Source organism: Leucobacter sp. GX0328 (genome assembly GCF_053567315.1).
In genome coordinates this window covers 406,536-421,153 of record NZ_JBSGPC010000001.1, presented here as the reverse complement: position 1 = coordinate 421,153, position 14,618 = coordinate 406,536, and the positions used below count along the sequence as shown (strand labels likewise).

Below are 14,618 nucleotides of genomic sequence, written 5' to 3'. Positions count from 1 at the left end.
GATGGCTGCTCGCCGAGACCACCGAGGCCCCGGGGCGCCACCCCGGCCCCCACGGGCGGCCCGAATCGCAGAGCCGCCAGCACTGGCTGCGCGTCATGTGCCTCACCGGCCTCGACTACTTCTCGACTCTCGGCTACCAGCCCGCCATTGCGGCGCTCGCCGCGGGCGCCATCGCCCCGCTCGCGACCGTCGTGCTCGTGCTCGTCACCCTCGCCGCGGCGCTTCCCGTGTACCGCCGGGTCGCCGAGGAGAGCCCGCACGGCACCGGCTCCATCTCGATGCTCGCCGAGCATCTGCCGCGCTGGAGCGGCAAGCTCGCCATCCTCGTGCTGCTCGGCTTCGCCGCGACCGACTTCATGATCACGATGACGCTGTCGGCCGCCGACGCGACGGCGCACCTCGTCGAGAACCCTTTCGCCCCGGCCGCGCTGCACGGGCAGGAGGTCGTCATCACGATCGCGCTGCTCGCCGGCCTCGGCATCGTGTTCCTGCGGGGCTTCCGCGAGGCCATCCGGATCGCGACCGTGCTCGTCGCCGGCTTCCTCGCCGTGAACCTCGTCGTCGTGGCGGTCGCCCTGGCGCAGCTCGCTCTGCACCCCGTCGTGCTCGGCGAGTGGTGGAGGGTGCTCACCACGCAGCACGGAAACCCGATCTTCGCCGTCGCTATCGCCCTGATCGTGTTCCCGAAGCTCGCGCTCGGCCTCTCGGGCTTCGAGACCGGCGTCGCGGTCATGCCGCAGATACGCGGCGAGGCCGACGACACCGAGCAGCATCCGGCCGGGCGCATCCGCGGTGCGAAGCGGCTGCTCACCACGTCGGCGCTCATCATGAGCGGCTTCCTCATCGCCTCCTCCATCACCACGATCGCGCTCATCCCTGCGCAGGAGTTCGAGCCCGACGGCGCCGCGAACGGGCGCGCGCTCGCCTATCTCGCCCACGAGTACCTCGGCAATGGATTCGGCACCGTCTACGATCTGCTCACGATCGCGATCCTCTGGTTCGCGGGCGCCTCGGCCATGGCCGGTCTGCTCAACCTCGTACCTCGGTACCTGCCGCACTACGGCATGGCGCCGTCATGGGCGCGGGCGACCCGGCCGCTCGCGCTCGTCTTCACCGCGATCGCGTTCTTCATCACCGTCGTGTTCGGCGCGAGCGTCGACGCACAGGGCAGCGCATATGCGACCGGCGTGCTCGTGCTCATCACCTCGGCGGCGATCGCCGTCACGCTCTCCGCGCGCAGCCGCCGCCAGCGGCCCGCCACGATCGGGTTCGGCATCGTCAGCGCCGTCTTCCTCTACACGACCGTCGCGAACATCATCGAACGGCCCGACGGCATCAAGATCGCGGCCTGGTTCATCGCCGGCATCGTCGCCGTGAGCTTCGTGTCGCGCATCGCCCGAGCGACCGAGCTGCGGGCGACCGCGGTGCACCTCGACGAAGCCGCGGTCGAGTACGTCGATGCGTGCGCCGCGGCGAGTGCGGGGACGGGTGCCGGGGCGGGTGCGAGTGCCGGTGCCGAGCCCGGCGGCACGGTGCGGCTCATCGCCCACGAGCCGAGCGACCTCACCGCCGAGAAGTATGCGCGCAAGCTGCGCCATGCGCGCGTCGCCCACGGCCTGCGTGCGCTGGGGGAGCGGGGCGCCGTGAACGGGCCCGATACCTCCGTGCTCTTCATCGAGGTCGAGATCTCGGACAGCTCGGACTTCGAGGACGATCTGCAGGTGCACGGCACCACGCGCCACGGGTATCGCGTGCTCACCGTGCGCGGCAGCACGGTGCCGAACGCGCTCGCCGCAGTGGCGCTGCATCTGCGCCGGGAGTACGGTTGCACGCCGCACGTGTACTTCCGGTGGACCGAGGGCAGCCCCGTGAAGCACCTGCTGCGGTTCCTGCTCTTCGGCGAGGGGGAGATCGCGCCGACCACGCGCGAGGTGCTGCGCGAGGCCGAGCCCGACCCGGCGCTGCGGCCCTGGGTGCACGTCGCGTAGCGACTCGGACGGTGCGGCGGGCTTGGCGCTCCGGGAGGCCGGCATGCTCTAAGCTGGAGGGCGTTGCCCCTATAGCTCAGCGGTAGAGCTACGGACTTTTAATCCGCAGGTCGTAGGTTCGATCCCTACTGGGGGCACTGACTTTCTCTGCCTCAACCCCCGCTTCGGCGGGGGTTTTCGGTTTCACTGGCTCTGCGGTCTCAATGGGGAGTCGGCCAATGAGGTAATCGAAGGAAACCTCGAAAGCATCGATCAATGCGACGATCTCCTCGATGTTCCAACGCGTTCCGCCATTCATCTTCTGGCTCAGGGCAGCGGGCTTCATGCCGAGTCTCATTGCTGCTTGCTTTTGAGAAAGACGATTAATAAACAGCAAGTGATTTACCCGCAACGAGACTTGATCGTAAGGGTTGTGTTCAATCTGCAATTCGCCCATGTAGTCATGTTAGATCGTGGCGACGTTGTAATGCCACAAAATCCACAATTCGAACGTGTAATTGCTAAAAATCAATGAAACATAGATTCTGTGTTACTGTGTGAACATGCCTAAATCAAACGATGATGCTCGCCTCGAGCTTCAGGAGATTCTGAAAAAGGAAGAACGCGATGCGTCGTGGATTGCCCGCAGAATCGGCAAGTCGTACCAGTGGGTGCAACGCCGCTTGCGGGGCGTAACACCGATGCAGATTGACGACTACAACCTGATCCTCAGTGCATTCGAGCGCGAACAGGTCTGAAACGAAACGAACCCCCAGAGCGGCAACTCCAGGGGCTCGGCGATATCCCGAAAGGAACATCTACGTGTCTCACTACTATGACACGGCCTCGCGCGCAGTGGCAAAGCCTGGAAGCGAACCCACAGCCCACGAGACCATCAATTCTCCCACACCCGACTTCTTCGACCTTCTGGCCGCTTTAGTGCGTCAGATGCGGACGGCTGAGACCGAGGGTGACCGCTCGCGGTTCGCATCCCTAGTGGCTACAGCACGGCAAGAGCTGCATCACTTGATGCTCGGCCGCCCAGAGCGGGATACGCACTGTGCCTTCATTACGAGTCAGAACGGGTTCCTTCAGCCAGTCGACGAGAGGCTCGCAAGCGAACTTGCCGCAGTGCTCCGGGAGCGTGCTTCATGAGTGAACCGATTATCGTCCGCCCCAGGCTCAGCTTCGAGGAGCAGTTCGGGCAGCACCGAAACTGGTGGGTGAGAGATCAGCGACTCGCAGGCAATCCGCTGTCGATCCTGCTCTTCCTGCTCTCGCATGATCCCGCGAAGATGCCAACGCAGACTGACTCGCAGAGAATGCTCGGTCTGGGGAAGGATGCCTGGCAGTCGGCGAAGAGAACGCTGATCGAGTGCGGCTTCATCGTCGAAGTGCGCGACCGTTTTCCGCACAATCACGTCGACCGTGACGGTCGGCACCGCGGCGGACAGCGCCGGTTCCGGCTGTTCCTCCAGGACCCTGAACCGGACTCCTCGGTACGGCTGGAAGACGCGGTAATTGAGCTGGATGAGCCGTACGAGGACTACCTGGCAGCGGTCGAAGATCCCGTGTGCGGAAAATCCGCAGTGGTTTCTAAAACCCCAGATCAGCCGGACTGCGGAAAATCCGCAGTGGACGAGATTCCGTATGCGGATAATCCGCACACGGCGGAAAATCCGCAGTCCTTTAAGGAAGAGAAAAGGATGGGATTGGATGGGATTAATAAATCCAATCCTTCCCATCCCTCCAGCACCGAGCGTGCGCGCGAAGATGCGCCGGCCACAGTCGGCATCGACGTTGCGGAACTCGACGCGGAACTCGCAGAGATTCACCCCTCGCTTTCAGTAGCGGCGCTTGCTCGCGAGCTTCGGGGACGAGTGCCAATCGAGAGCCTCGACCTGGTGCGGGCTTGCCGTGAGATCCTCGGCGCGAACCGGCAAGCCGGCGGAGTGAAGTACCCGCCGGCGTACTGCGCGAAGTCGATCGTGCAGGCGCCGGAACGCTGGCAGGCCGCCCTCGAGCCCTACCTGGCGCCTCGCCCACGACAGGGCGGTGAGGAGACTCGGTCAACGGCCGACGACTGCCAGGTCGGGAACCACTGGTGGGGCCCCGAATCGTGGGGAGAAATCGCCAGATCGCATTGCGTCAACTGCGGGGTGCCGCGCCGCACAGTCGACGCCGTGTACAGCGAGCTCGAGACCGAACTGTCGTTTGGAGGTGGACGCTGATGGGCCGCGTAGTGAAGCGAGAAATCGTCGGCATCCGCTGCGAGCTTGCGACGCCGAAAGGGCGCTGGAAGCCGAGCTGCTGGGCCGTCGAAACCGTATGGCCTGTGCCTGCTGATGCGGGGTGGGAAGACCAGGTCCGAGAGCTTGCGCGTTTGGTGGAGAGCGGCTGGGCGCTGGTGCTGTTGCCGATGCTGCGGAGCTACTGCCCTGATCATGCTGAGCGTGCTTCGTTGTGCAGCTGCCGGACAAACCCGCAGCGGCAGCACCTGTGCGCCGTGCACAGCGAAGCGAAAGACCTCATCTGGACGCGAGACAGAGTGCCTGCAGAGGTAAGCCGCGAACTTGACCGAAATGGAGTGAAAGCATGACCGAGGGATTGATCCGTGGCGATGTTCGCCAGGATTGGAAGCCAGTGCCCGTCGCTGATGTGGTTGTTCGTGAGCGTCAGCGCAAACTCAACGACGCGCACGTGAAGGCGGTTCGGGAGTCGTTCGATTCGCTCGGTGGCCAGCTGCAACTGCAGCCCATCGTGGTCGACGCAGACCTGGTACTCATCGATGGTCGGCATCGCCTCGAAGCGGCACGTCAGGCCGGGTGGGAGCATATCTCCGCCCTCATCCTCCACGACGTCACGCCGGAGGACCGGGCGTTGCTCGAAGCCGAAGCGAACCGCGTCCGCCTCCAGCTGACACCTCTCGAAATTGAAGAAGCGTGGACCAAGATATACGAGCCGGCATTCAAATCGCGGGCCAAGGCGAAACAAGCCCAGACTCAGGTGCGAGGGCACGAGATCCCGGTTATTGGAAATTCCAATAACCGGGAAAATGCGGAAGTTCTTTCCCTTCCGCAATCGGCGAAGCAGGTGACGGGGATCTCGCTGGACACGATCAACAAGATCACCGACATCCGACAGGTGGCTCAGTCTGAGACTGCTCCGGAGGAGCTTCGGGAAGCTGCCGAGAAGGGGCTGAAGAAGCTGCAGCGGCCTGGAGCATCGGTGGATGCGGTGCACAAGTCACTGCTGCAACTGCAGGAGCGCGCCTCCCGTTCGCAGCAGGATCCTGCTGAGACGCAGCGGCTGCTGCTGGAGAAGCGGCTCGACAAGACCTTGTCGGAGACCACGTTGCTGCAAGAGCGGCTGGGCGGGGAACTCGGACTGGACCTGATGTCGGCCGCGCGAGCTAACCAAGTCGCGGGCGAGCAGCTGCGTGCGATACGTATCGCGCTCACACACGGCCTTTCCCGTGTAGTCGCCATCGAATGTCGACTCGGGGGCGACCCGTCCCAGAACCTGGCACGGCTCGGTGGGGAAGTGACCCGCATGCTGTCCGAAGAAACCATCCGAGACCTGGAACTGGAGGCCGACAATGGCTAGCGTGGAACGCTTTGACCTGTGGCGTCAACGAGCAACCCTCACTGAGCTCGCCGATCAGGGCGGGCAGTTCCTCAGCACAGCAGAGGGCTTCGCGTTTATCGAGCAGCTGACCGAGTTCTTCGCCCCTGGCCTGAAGGGTGCGGCCCGCGGTTGGGGATATGACCTCGAACGCGACGAGGTCGTGAACATGATCGTCGAGCAGCTGCTCGCCACTCGGCAAGACGGTGAGGCTGGGCCGGCACGGTACGCGGCGACCGCGGAGAACCCGTGGGCATACCTGTGGGCGTGCGCTGTCCGTTGGGGGCAGGAGCAGTGGGGGACCCGCGGCGTGCCGATCGAGGCTGCCGAAATGATCCCGATGCCGATCGAAGACGACGAGTCGCCGCACACACCGATCCAGGAAGTAGTTGACTTGACGTTCGCGCTGGTCGCGCAGGTGACGCCTGAGAAGCATCATGTAGCGATCCGGGAACTGCTCATGTGGACTGCGGTCAACCCTCCTCAGCGGCTCTCGTACGAGACGGACGAGCGCCGTGCGGCGCACAGGATGTGCCCGACTCTGACGCTCGAGCAAGTCATCGCGGTCATGAAGATTGCGCGCGGTTCGCGGCCTCGAGCTGCGTCCACGAGCTTGATGGGCCAGTTCCTGCTCGATCCTGATTTCCGGGTATCAAGCTCTGCATCGCATGCACGCGCGCTCACGCACTTCAAGAACGAGTTCCGAGCCGGTGAAACCGGGTCGCGGATGCTGTCGGATTGGATAACTCATGGCTAAGAAACCCACACGCACTTGGGCCATGGTCGCCTCGCTCGGGATCCCTCTGGCGATCGTGGGCGTCTCGGCAATGGCGATCTCGTACGCGACTCTCATTGATGTTGCCCGCGTGAACGGACTGCCGCTTCCTGAACTGTTCCCAGTACTTGTGGACGTGGGGACGGTGGCAACGATGATCGCTGCTGCTCAGTTCAGGATGCGCGGTGTGAGCGGACGCTGGCTTGCTTACACTACGTTCATTCTGCTCTCTGGGGTTTCAATCGTGGCAAACGCTACGCATGCGTGGCGTGCGGCAGACATGACCGTGACCAGCCCGTGGGCTGCAGCGATTCTCGCGTCGACGCCGCCCGCGGCGCTGCTGGCGATCACGCATCTCGTGATGATGCTGATCCCTGACGAGAAGGAACGCGCGAAACTGCAGGCGCTGCGAGACCGAGCTGAGTTCGCGCCCCGCCGCCAAGCTCCGGCACCCGAGCCGCCGAATAAGGTCTCGACCCCAAGCGCTGCAGCGTACAGTGCCGAACCAGTCCGGCAAGAGCCGACGGCGCCGGCTCCCTTGCGTCTGGTGAACCCGGACCTCATGGAGGCCGGTGACGACGAAGTGCGTGAGCTTGTACTCGACTACGTCGTTCGTGAGGGGAAGCGGCCTACAGGCAAGGTCGTAGGGGACTGGCTTGGCGGGAAAACCCCGAAAACAGGGCAGAGGTTCCTGAAACGAATGGAAGACGAGGGGCTGCTCGAGCAGGGTGATACGTCAGAACCAGCCGGGGTTTCGGCGGTGGCGAATGTGTGAGTCCGAACAGTGCGGAACGCGGGGTACTCCAGTGACCTCGATGAAGTCACCAGCAAGTCATCCGGGAGAAGAGCGCCGTGGCAAGAGCTGTCGCGTCTGCAAAAGGCGCGCGATTGATTCGGCACTCACCGATATCGCAGGAGGCATCGCTTTCCTTGCGATCGGTGCCTGGCTCGGAATTGCTGCGGCTCCATGGTTGGGGATGTAATACATGAATGCTGTCCTCGCCCTCTCATGCACTTCTGTGGCGTGCCAAGTGGATCTCTTTTGCCCTCTCCGTCGCGTTTCTCGTGTCCGTGGTCGCGACCGCGTTCGCTCCGTTACAGCCCTGGGTTCGTATTCCGGTGGATTCTGTGTCCACGGTCACAGAGCCAACGGAATCTGGAAGCAGGGTCCAGCTGCACTACTACTTGGATCAGGGCGGCGGGGCGCGTTGCGCCCCGGTCCCGGATCTCGATTTCGACTTCGAGGCTCAGAAGGCGGAGTTTTCGATCGAAAACACCGAATGTATTCTTCCTGCCCGGACTCTGTGGGGATTGCTACACGAAATCTCCGCGGGGTTGGTCTTACCGGCACTCTCGTTCTTTGCGTACTTCGGGCACTGGCTTCGTCAGGGGAGAGAGCCGCGATGGCGTGGGGTCAATGCCCTGATAGGGATACTCTCCGCAGCGGCACTCATGTATGGCTGGTTGAACTACTCGGCGATCCACATCGAGGTCGTCGATGGTATCGCGAAGGATCTGTCCACGGCCACAGACTTTTGGTCACGGATGCGGGGCAGTACTTTCGCGATGGGCCTCGGCGGCCTTCTCAGCGTGCTAGTCACACAAACCACCGCACTCTCAGTCGAGCGAATCAGGAGCAGGATCCGTGGATATGAATCCGAGTACCGAGCCCCCATTGCCCGGCGTGGAAAATGACCGGCCGTGGACGCTTGAGTGCGGCCACCCAGTGCGGCGTTCGTCAGGATTTGCACGGCTCTTTATAAGGCAGTTGTACCTGCCACTCGCCGTCGCAGCTGGGATCCCGATTGGGATTCTGCTCGCAGGCATCCCCGTCCCTTAGTTCGAGTTCTCGAACGTCAGTGGTCTCCTCTACCCTCAATGTCGGGGGTGACGAAGGGGACCGAAACGAAAGGCAATCATGGAAAACATGACTGATGATGACGGCGCTGCAGGCGCCGCCCGGACCCCGACGAGAAAGCCCAGGCGGAAGGCGCTGCTGATCGGCGGCGCGGTCTTGGTCGCAGCGCTAGCAGCGGTGGGCATCACGGCTGGCGCGCTGATCCATCAGGAGCAGCAACGCGCCGAGTACGCGGCCGTCGTTGACGAGGTGAACGAGCAGCGGACAGAGGCTGCAGAACTTCAGCTGGGTACCGACCTCGCATCTGTGCTGAGCGTTAAAGAGCTCGCAGAAGCGAAGGGGGTGGCCGATCGCCTCAAGCAGCTCGGCGAAACGGCCGATCCGATATTCACCGCGGAGCAAGCGAAGGCGCTGAAGACTGCAGGGGAGTCGGTTGCTGAGAAGCTGCCGAAGGATGCAATGTCAGAGGAAGACCAGGCGCTCGCAGATCAGGCGACTAAGGCTCTGAAGTCTGCCGGGGTGAAAGTGTCGCAGTGGACTGGCACTGACACGGTCGTGCTCGGTGATGTGGTGACGTGGGAAGCTGCGGACGTCGAACGTGTGAAGGTCGGGGAGTACTCGCCTGAGCGACTCGAAGCAGCAAAGCAGGAACTCAAAGTGGCCGAGCAGGCGACCGCGGCCGCGCAAGCCGAGCTCGATGACGTCGAGGACCGCCGCGGGATTGTTGCGGATGCGGTGGCCGGTGCATTGGAATCGGTGCGGGATGCGAGCGCGAATGCTCCGAAGCAGGTCGCCGCAGTGACCGCGGTGACTCAGTCGGTGCCCGATACGCATGCTGCTGTGACGAGCGCGGCGAAAGCCGCGGCTGACACGGCAAAGATCACGGAGATCTCGCCTGATGCGCTGATCCTCACCGCCAGCACGAGCACAAAGAAGCCCGTTGAGATTTCAGATGCGGCGCTCGTGACGATGCTGTCGGTCAAGCTCAAGGCGTACGCCGATGCGGGCACGGCAGCGAAGGCTGCTGAAACCGAAGCGGTGGCGCAGGCTGCCGCGGCAGAGGCAGCGGCGGCGGCTGCCGCGGCAGGTACCGGCGGCTACGTCGATCCGGGCACGGGTGGCTGGGTCGACACGGGCTGGGCTGGCGGCGGCGGTGGCTGGGTCGACACAGGCTGGACCGGCGGTGGCGGTGGGGGAGGATACGTGCCTCCCGCCGGCGGCGGAGGCACCGCGCCCCCCGCGGGCGGTGGCGGGGGCTACGATCCCGGCTACGTCCCCGGCGGCGGTGGATGCCTCCCGCCCCCTCCGGGTTGGTACCCGACCGGGGGCTCCGGAAACGGTTGCCCCACCTACGCACCTCCCGGATCTGGCGGAGAGGACGAGTGGTGAGATAAGCCCTGGCTTCACGAAAACTTTGTGAAGCCGGGGCTTTTCCCTTCCTGTGCCTATTGCGAACTGCGCGTGAGGTTGCTTCTTGCCGGTGGATGGCGAACCTATCGCATCTACGACAAGAAAGGCCTTTCATGTCATTGAAAGAAACACAGCGTCTGAATCGGCGCGAAAGAAGAAAGCGCGGTATCAGACGCGCAAGCGGGGCACTGCTCGTAGCGGGCCTCCTGCTCGGCACTGGCAGCGCATTCGGCACCTCCATGCTTACCGCCGCACCCGCATCGGCAGTCAGTTTGGGGGCGGGTGTCTGGTTCGGCGGTGATACCGGAGCCGGTAACTTCCTGCACGCTGACGGCTACATCGTCTACTGCGCGGAGCTCGGCAAGGCGACCGTCATGGGGAACAATCCCGCGCTCGGAGCAACATCCGCGCTCCCGGCATACTCGGTCGGCTCATACATGGTGAACGGCCAGACCTTCACCGGTATTTCTGCGCCTGAACTCTCGGGCGACATGCTGAAGTACTACAACTACGTACTCAGCCACTATGGCGCGACGGCTGACAACCATCAGGCCGCCGCGGTGCAGATCGCGCTCTGGCAGCTGCGCTCCGGTGGCGCATCCGCCGGCTACCAGCAGGCCCTCGCCTACATGCAGGCCGGCGTCGGCCCCGATGTCGTCGCGTTCGCGAATGCGATGATCGCGGAAGCCATGAACGCGGGTGCAGCGATTGGAGCGCCGAGCGATCCTCGCATCACTCATACCGGCCCCTACGCGGGTTACGTGACGGCGGATCCGGGAACTACTGAGCTGACGATTGAGAACGCGATCTTCACTCAGACCGGTACGAATCGGATCGAGTTCCCCGGTGGCACGACGGGTGTGCTCGATATCCCGTTTGTCGGTCAAGCTCCCTATGACGACGCGGGGTGGGATCGGTACTACACGATCACGGTCACCGGGAAGTATCAGTACACCGTCGAAAGCTCCGAGGTCTACTACGGCACTCCCGGTGGCCTGGGGCAGGGCCTTGTGGCAGGTGGAGGTGTGACGCCGGTGTCTGGCGACTACAGCGCCGTCTATATCGACCCGGACACCATCTGGTCGCCCTCGCTCACGACGGAGACACCGTCGAAGTTCGTCCAGGAAGGCGAGAGCTTCTCGGACACTGTGACCTTCGATGTTGCTGACGGCTCCAACCCGTGGCGTATCGGTGTCCGTGACGGTGCGACGATCTTCGCTCCGATCACGGCGAAGGGGACGCTGTACGGCCCGTTCCTGAGCGATCCGGCAGATAACCCATCAGCGGAACCGCCGAAGAACGCACCGATCGCTGCGACTGCCGAGATCACGACGGACACAGTGACGGGGCCTGGCACGTACGCGCCCACGGTTGAGGGCGTGTCGAAGGAAGCAGGCTATTACTCGTGGGTCTGGTCCATCGAATACGATGAGCAGCTTTCGTCGATCACGAATCCTCCTGGCGGGCACCCGTCGCTTCCGGAGAACTACTACTTCACGGACGGGTTCGGCAAGGTCTCCGAGGGGCAGATCACCCCGTCGGACATCAGCTTCACGACTCAGCTGTCCACGGACTCGGTCACGATCGGTGGCACCTTCACCGATGATGTCTCCGTATACCTGAACAAGGGCGGATGGCTGCAGACCGACGGCGGACGTACCCCGTTCACGCTCCGCGGTACCGTGTACACGCTCGATGAGAAGCCGGAGCAGCAGGCCACGGCTCCGGCCGACGCCGAAGTACTCACCACCACGATGATGAACATCGACAGTCCCGACGAGACCTTCACGTCGGAGGCGGTGCAGATTCCGTACACGAGCGATGACAAGTACGTCACCGTGCAGTGGTGTCTCCTCGACGAGGACCAAGCTGAGAACGCTGTGGGCAAGGCGAAGGAATACTGCGACGACTTCGGTGTACCGTCCGAGACCGCCGAGATTACTCGCCCCGAGGTCTCGACTCAGGCTCAGCCGGACGGCGCATACAAGGGCGACATTCACGACACTGCGCTCGTAGAGGGCTCGATTGTCGACAACGCGAAGAACGAGATCGACTTCACCTACTACCTCCAGCCGAAGGCCGGCGAGCCGAAGTACGACTCGAACTGGGAGAAGGTGCTCGATGAAGCCGGCGAGCCCGTCCTCTGGACCGAGGAAGAACTCACGGACCCCGCTGCTGTCTGCCTGGCGCAGCCGGTAGCGACCACGGATCGTGTGGAGGTCACCCAGACCGGGAATGTCGATTCGCCTGCCGTGCTCGCGAACAGCGTCGGCACGGGCTACTGGGTCGAGCGCTACTACGTCACTCCGCCCGAGGGTGAGGAGGTGCTCATCCACGAGGGCAAGTGCGGTATCGAAAACGAGAAGACCGTCGTCGACTACCCCAAGGTGAGGACCGAAGCGCAGTCGAGCGTTGTCGTCGGTGATGACATTTGGGACACCGCCATCGTGGAGGGCCCCATCTCGGAGCGCGTCGAGTACGAGGTCACGTTCAAGGCGTACGAGCGCGAGGGCGACAAGCTCGTGTGCTCGCCCGAAACTGAGATCAAGGACTTCGAGGACGCTACTGGCGTGAAGGTCGACAAGCCTGGCCGGTACGAGTCGAAGAAGGTCACCACGACGGAGAAGCACGTCGGCCTCGGCGGCTACGTCGAGACCCTGTGGCTGATCGAGGACGGCGAGAAGACCGCCGTTCATGTCGGCAAGTGCGGTGAGCCGTCGGAGAACTTCGAGGTGAAGGAGAAGCCCTTCATCCCGGTGCCGCCGGTCATCGAGAAGCTCGCCACCACGGGTGGACCGAGTCTCGCAATGTTCGGCCTGGCCGGCGCAGCACTGCTCGCAGGCGGTGCGGCAGCTACGGTGTACGCAATGCGTCGCCGCAAGCTCGCAGGCCCTGAGAGCGTAGACGTCGACGAAGCCTAATCTCCCCGGCTCGGCCTCGACAAATAAGTGCCCTACGCACGCTTCAAGCGTGCGTAGGGCACTCTGCATTCTGCAGGCGTCTCAGATGAGCGAACCCATTCAGCAATCGAGCTGAGGGTGAACGGAGCGGGCGTGACTCACCGAAGAGCGCAGCTCGGCGCGAGAAGTGTGAAAGTGTGCGCAGCCGATCGCGGGATCACCTAGTCGGAGAACTAGCCCATGGGCGCGACAAGAGCACGGGCAAGGGGCGCAGCTCACTCTCTTGAGGAAGACGATTGCCTACTGAGGGGCGATACGCATTTGCGCCACGGCGGCGATCCCGGCGAAGTGCCTCGTTTCCCGTTTCGGGCCCATGAATACGCTCCAACTCGGCAGGAAAACTCATGACTAATTTCTGAACGAGGCTCGAGTCCAAGAGCACGACAGCGTCTCGTTTCAAGTCGCCGCTGCAGGGCTTTTGACGGCCGTGGTCTTATTTTCTTTCCGGCACAGCCTTCTGGGCGTTGCAATCAAGGGGTGATCAGCATCCTATTAAGATATTAGGTCCGAGTCATCAGTATTTGGGATATTATTCGGGACAGAACCCGCTGTATCTGGGGGAGTTGCTGGTAAATGTAGCAGCCATGATGGGTGTGCCGGAGGAGCTAGGGAGGTGTGGGAACGATGAGCGATGCTGCATTGCGTGTCCCGGTTCCAACTTCTCTATCTGGCACTGACGTGCAAGCACTGGATGATCGAATGCTGTGCGATCTCGTTCGTGCCGGGGCCGGTACTGCCTCTGGTCGCGCGGCGTTTGGAGAGCTGTATGAGCGGCATCGCGGGCCCGCGCTCGCGCAGGCCCTCCTGATGACACGGGATCGTGGCAAGGCCGAGGACCTGGTATCTGAAACATTCACTCGGGTGCTGCGTGCATTGGCGAACGGAAAAGGGCCGACGGAGTCGGTGCTCGGCTACTTGCTGATCTCGCTTCGCAGCGAGGCAACCCGCACCTTCCAGATCGACGCCGGCACTGTCACGATTGCCCCGGATGTCCTCACGGAACTCTTCGATGAAGCAGCAGAGCCAGTCGTCGCGTCATTCGGAGAACGTGACCAGATCGGTCGCGCCTTCGCCACACTCTCAGAAGATGCTCGCCGGGTACTGTGGCTGTTGGATGTCGAGGGGATCACTGCGGAGGCCGCATCCGAGTATCTGGGGATGCAGGCGGGCGCGGTGCGGGTGGTCGCACATCGGGCGAGGAAAAAGCTCGCCGCAGCCTACTTGCAGCAGTACGTCGAGAGTCCGGGACCCGGCTGTGTGGATACTGCCCGCCTCCTCGGGGAGCACGTGCGCGGCGAACTTGGGATGCGTGACACCGCACGGGTGGAGCAGCATCTGCCGGAATGTTCGGAGTGCAAGGCCCAAGTGTCGAGGTTGCGTGATCTCGGGCAACAGCTGCGTGCCTGCGCCGGCCCAATTATCGCCGGCAGCGGGATCGCCGGAACAGCGGCCATCTCTGGTGGTGATGCGTCGGCAGCATCCGCGACCAGCCCCACGAAATCATCTGCGGACGCAGCACAGACGGTGGGAGCCAGCAGCGGGAGCCGGGTCGTCGGTTGGCTTGGTCTTGCCGCGGGTGTCGCGTTCGTCGTAGCGGGCGCCTTCTCGTTGTTCCCGAAGGACGCTATTGGAACTCCCGCCGCTCCGACCGTAGGGACGGAACCAACAAGTTCCCACACTCTGAAAGCCGAAACGGATCTCACAGAGGACACTGATCCTGAGACCCGGCCGAACCTCATCAGGGACCTTCCTGATCCGAAAGCGTCACGGCTACCGAAAGCAGACCCGACGATATCTCCTGACGACACAACGCCGAACTGGAAGCTTCGGGACTAAGCCAGAGGACCAGATAATGAGCCTCCCTCGCACAATGAAGTGCGTCACGCGCAGACAAGGGTTTCAGGTGGATCTTCGGAACCCTGTAACACTCCACGCCACTGCATGGTCTTTATGTATGAAGGGATGCGTATCTGCGTGCTTTGGGGGAGTGCGTGGATCCTGCGACAGGTCCGCCCCTAGCGGGG

9 protein-coding genes, 1 tRNA gene and 1 pseudogene are annotated in these 14,618 nt (G+C 63.1%); 10 read left to right on the top strand and 1 reads right to left on the bottom strand.

What is annotated here, in order from left to right:
* The first annotated feature begins 95 nt into the window (after positions 1–95).
* A complete protein-coding gene (locus tag ACUYTF_RS01860) occupies positions 96–1,988 on the top strand; it encodes an amino acid transporter (RefSeq protein ID WP_434141670.1) in 1,893 nt (630 codons plus the stop codon).
* Positions 1,989–2,053: 65 nt separating this feature from the next.
* Positions 2,054–2,125: transfer RNA gene (locus tag ACUYTF_RS01855), tRNA-Lys, on the top strand.
* A 95-nt stretch (positions 2,126–2,220) separates the two neighbouring features.
* On the opposite strand, the pseudogene ACUYTF_RS01850 reads toward ACUYTF_RS01855, so the two are convergent.
* Positions 2,221–2,424, bottom strand: a pseudogene (locus ACUYTF_RS01850) (helix-turn-helix domain-containing protein); the annotation flags it as partial.
* A gap of 106 nt (positions 2,425–2,530) precedes the next feature.
* On the opposite strand from ACUYTF_RS01850, the gene ACUYTF_RS01845 reads away from it, so the two are divergent.
* The 8 genes from ACUYTF_RS01845 to ACUYTF_RS01810 all read left to right on the top strand — a co-directional run bounded on the left by ACUYTF_RS01845 (position 2,531) and on the right by ACUYTF_RS01810 (position 14,430).
* Positions 2,531–2,725 carry a hypothetical protein gene (locus ACUYTF_RS01845; RefSeq protein WP_449279256.1) on the top strand — a complete coding sequence of 65 codons (195 nt, stop codon included), beginning with the start codon at positions 2,531–2,533 and terminating at the stop codon, positions 2,723–2,725.
* Between the two features lie 393 nt (positions 2,726–3,118).
* Entirely contained in the window at positions 3,119–4,198 is a 1,080-nt protein-coding gene (locus ACUYTF_RS01840) for a hypothetical protein (RefSeq protein WP_449279255.1), read from the top strand.
* Between the two features lie 364 nt (positions 4,199–4,562).
* The gene (locus tag ACUYTF_RS01835; RefSeq protein WP_449279254.1) at positions 4,563–5,573 is read left to right on the top strand and encodes a hypothetical protein; all 1,011 of its coding nucleotides are present in this window, start codon (positions 4,563–4,565) and stop codon (positions 5,571–5,573) included.
* Positions 5,566–6,348 (top strand): hypothetical protein, encoded by a 783-nt coding sequence (locus tag ACUYTF_RS01830; RefSeq protein WP_449279253.1) that lies wholly within the window; start codon positions 5,566–5,568, stop codon positions 6,346–6,348. Before ACUYTF_RS01835 ends, ACUYTF_RS01830 begins: the two co-directional genes overlap by 8 nt.
* Positions 6,341–7,141 carry a hypothetical protein gene (locus ACUYTF_RS01825; RefSeq protein ID WP_449279252.1) on the top strand — a complete coding sequence of 267 codons (801 nt, stop codon included), beginning with the start codon at positions 6,341–6,343 and terminating at the stop codon, positions 7,139–7,141. Before ACUYTF_RS01830 ends, ACUYTF_RS01825 begins: the two co-directional genes overlap by 8 nt.
* A gap of 1,152 nt (positions 7,142–8,293) precedes the next feature.
* On the top strand, positions 8,294–9,613 hold the full coding sequence (locus ACUYTF_RS01820; protein ID WP_449279251.1) for a hypothetical protein: 1,320 nt from the start codon (positions 8,294–8,296) through the stop codon (positions 9,611–9,613).
* Positions 9,614–9,708: 95 nt separating this feature from the next.
* Positions 9,709–12,555: a hypothetical protein gene (locus ACUYTF_RS01815; protein WP_449279250.1), complete on the top strand. Its 2,847-nt coding sequence runs from the start codon at positions 9,709–9,711 to the stop codon at positions 12,553–12,555.
* 663 nt (positions 12,556–13,218) lie between these two features.
* A complete protein-coding gene (locus ACUYTF_RS01810; protein ID WP_449279249.1) occupies positions 13,219–14,430 on the top strand; it encodes a sigma-70 family RNA polymerase sigma factor in 1,212 nt (403 codons plus the stop codon).
* Positions 14,431–14,618: the final 188 nt, after the last annotated feature.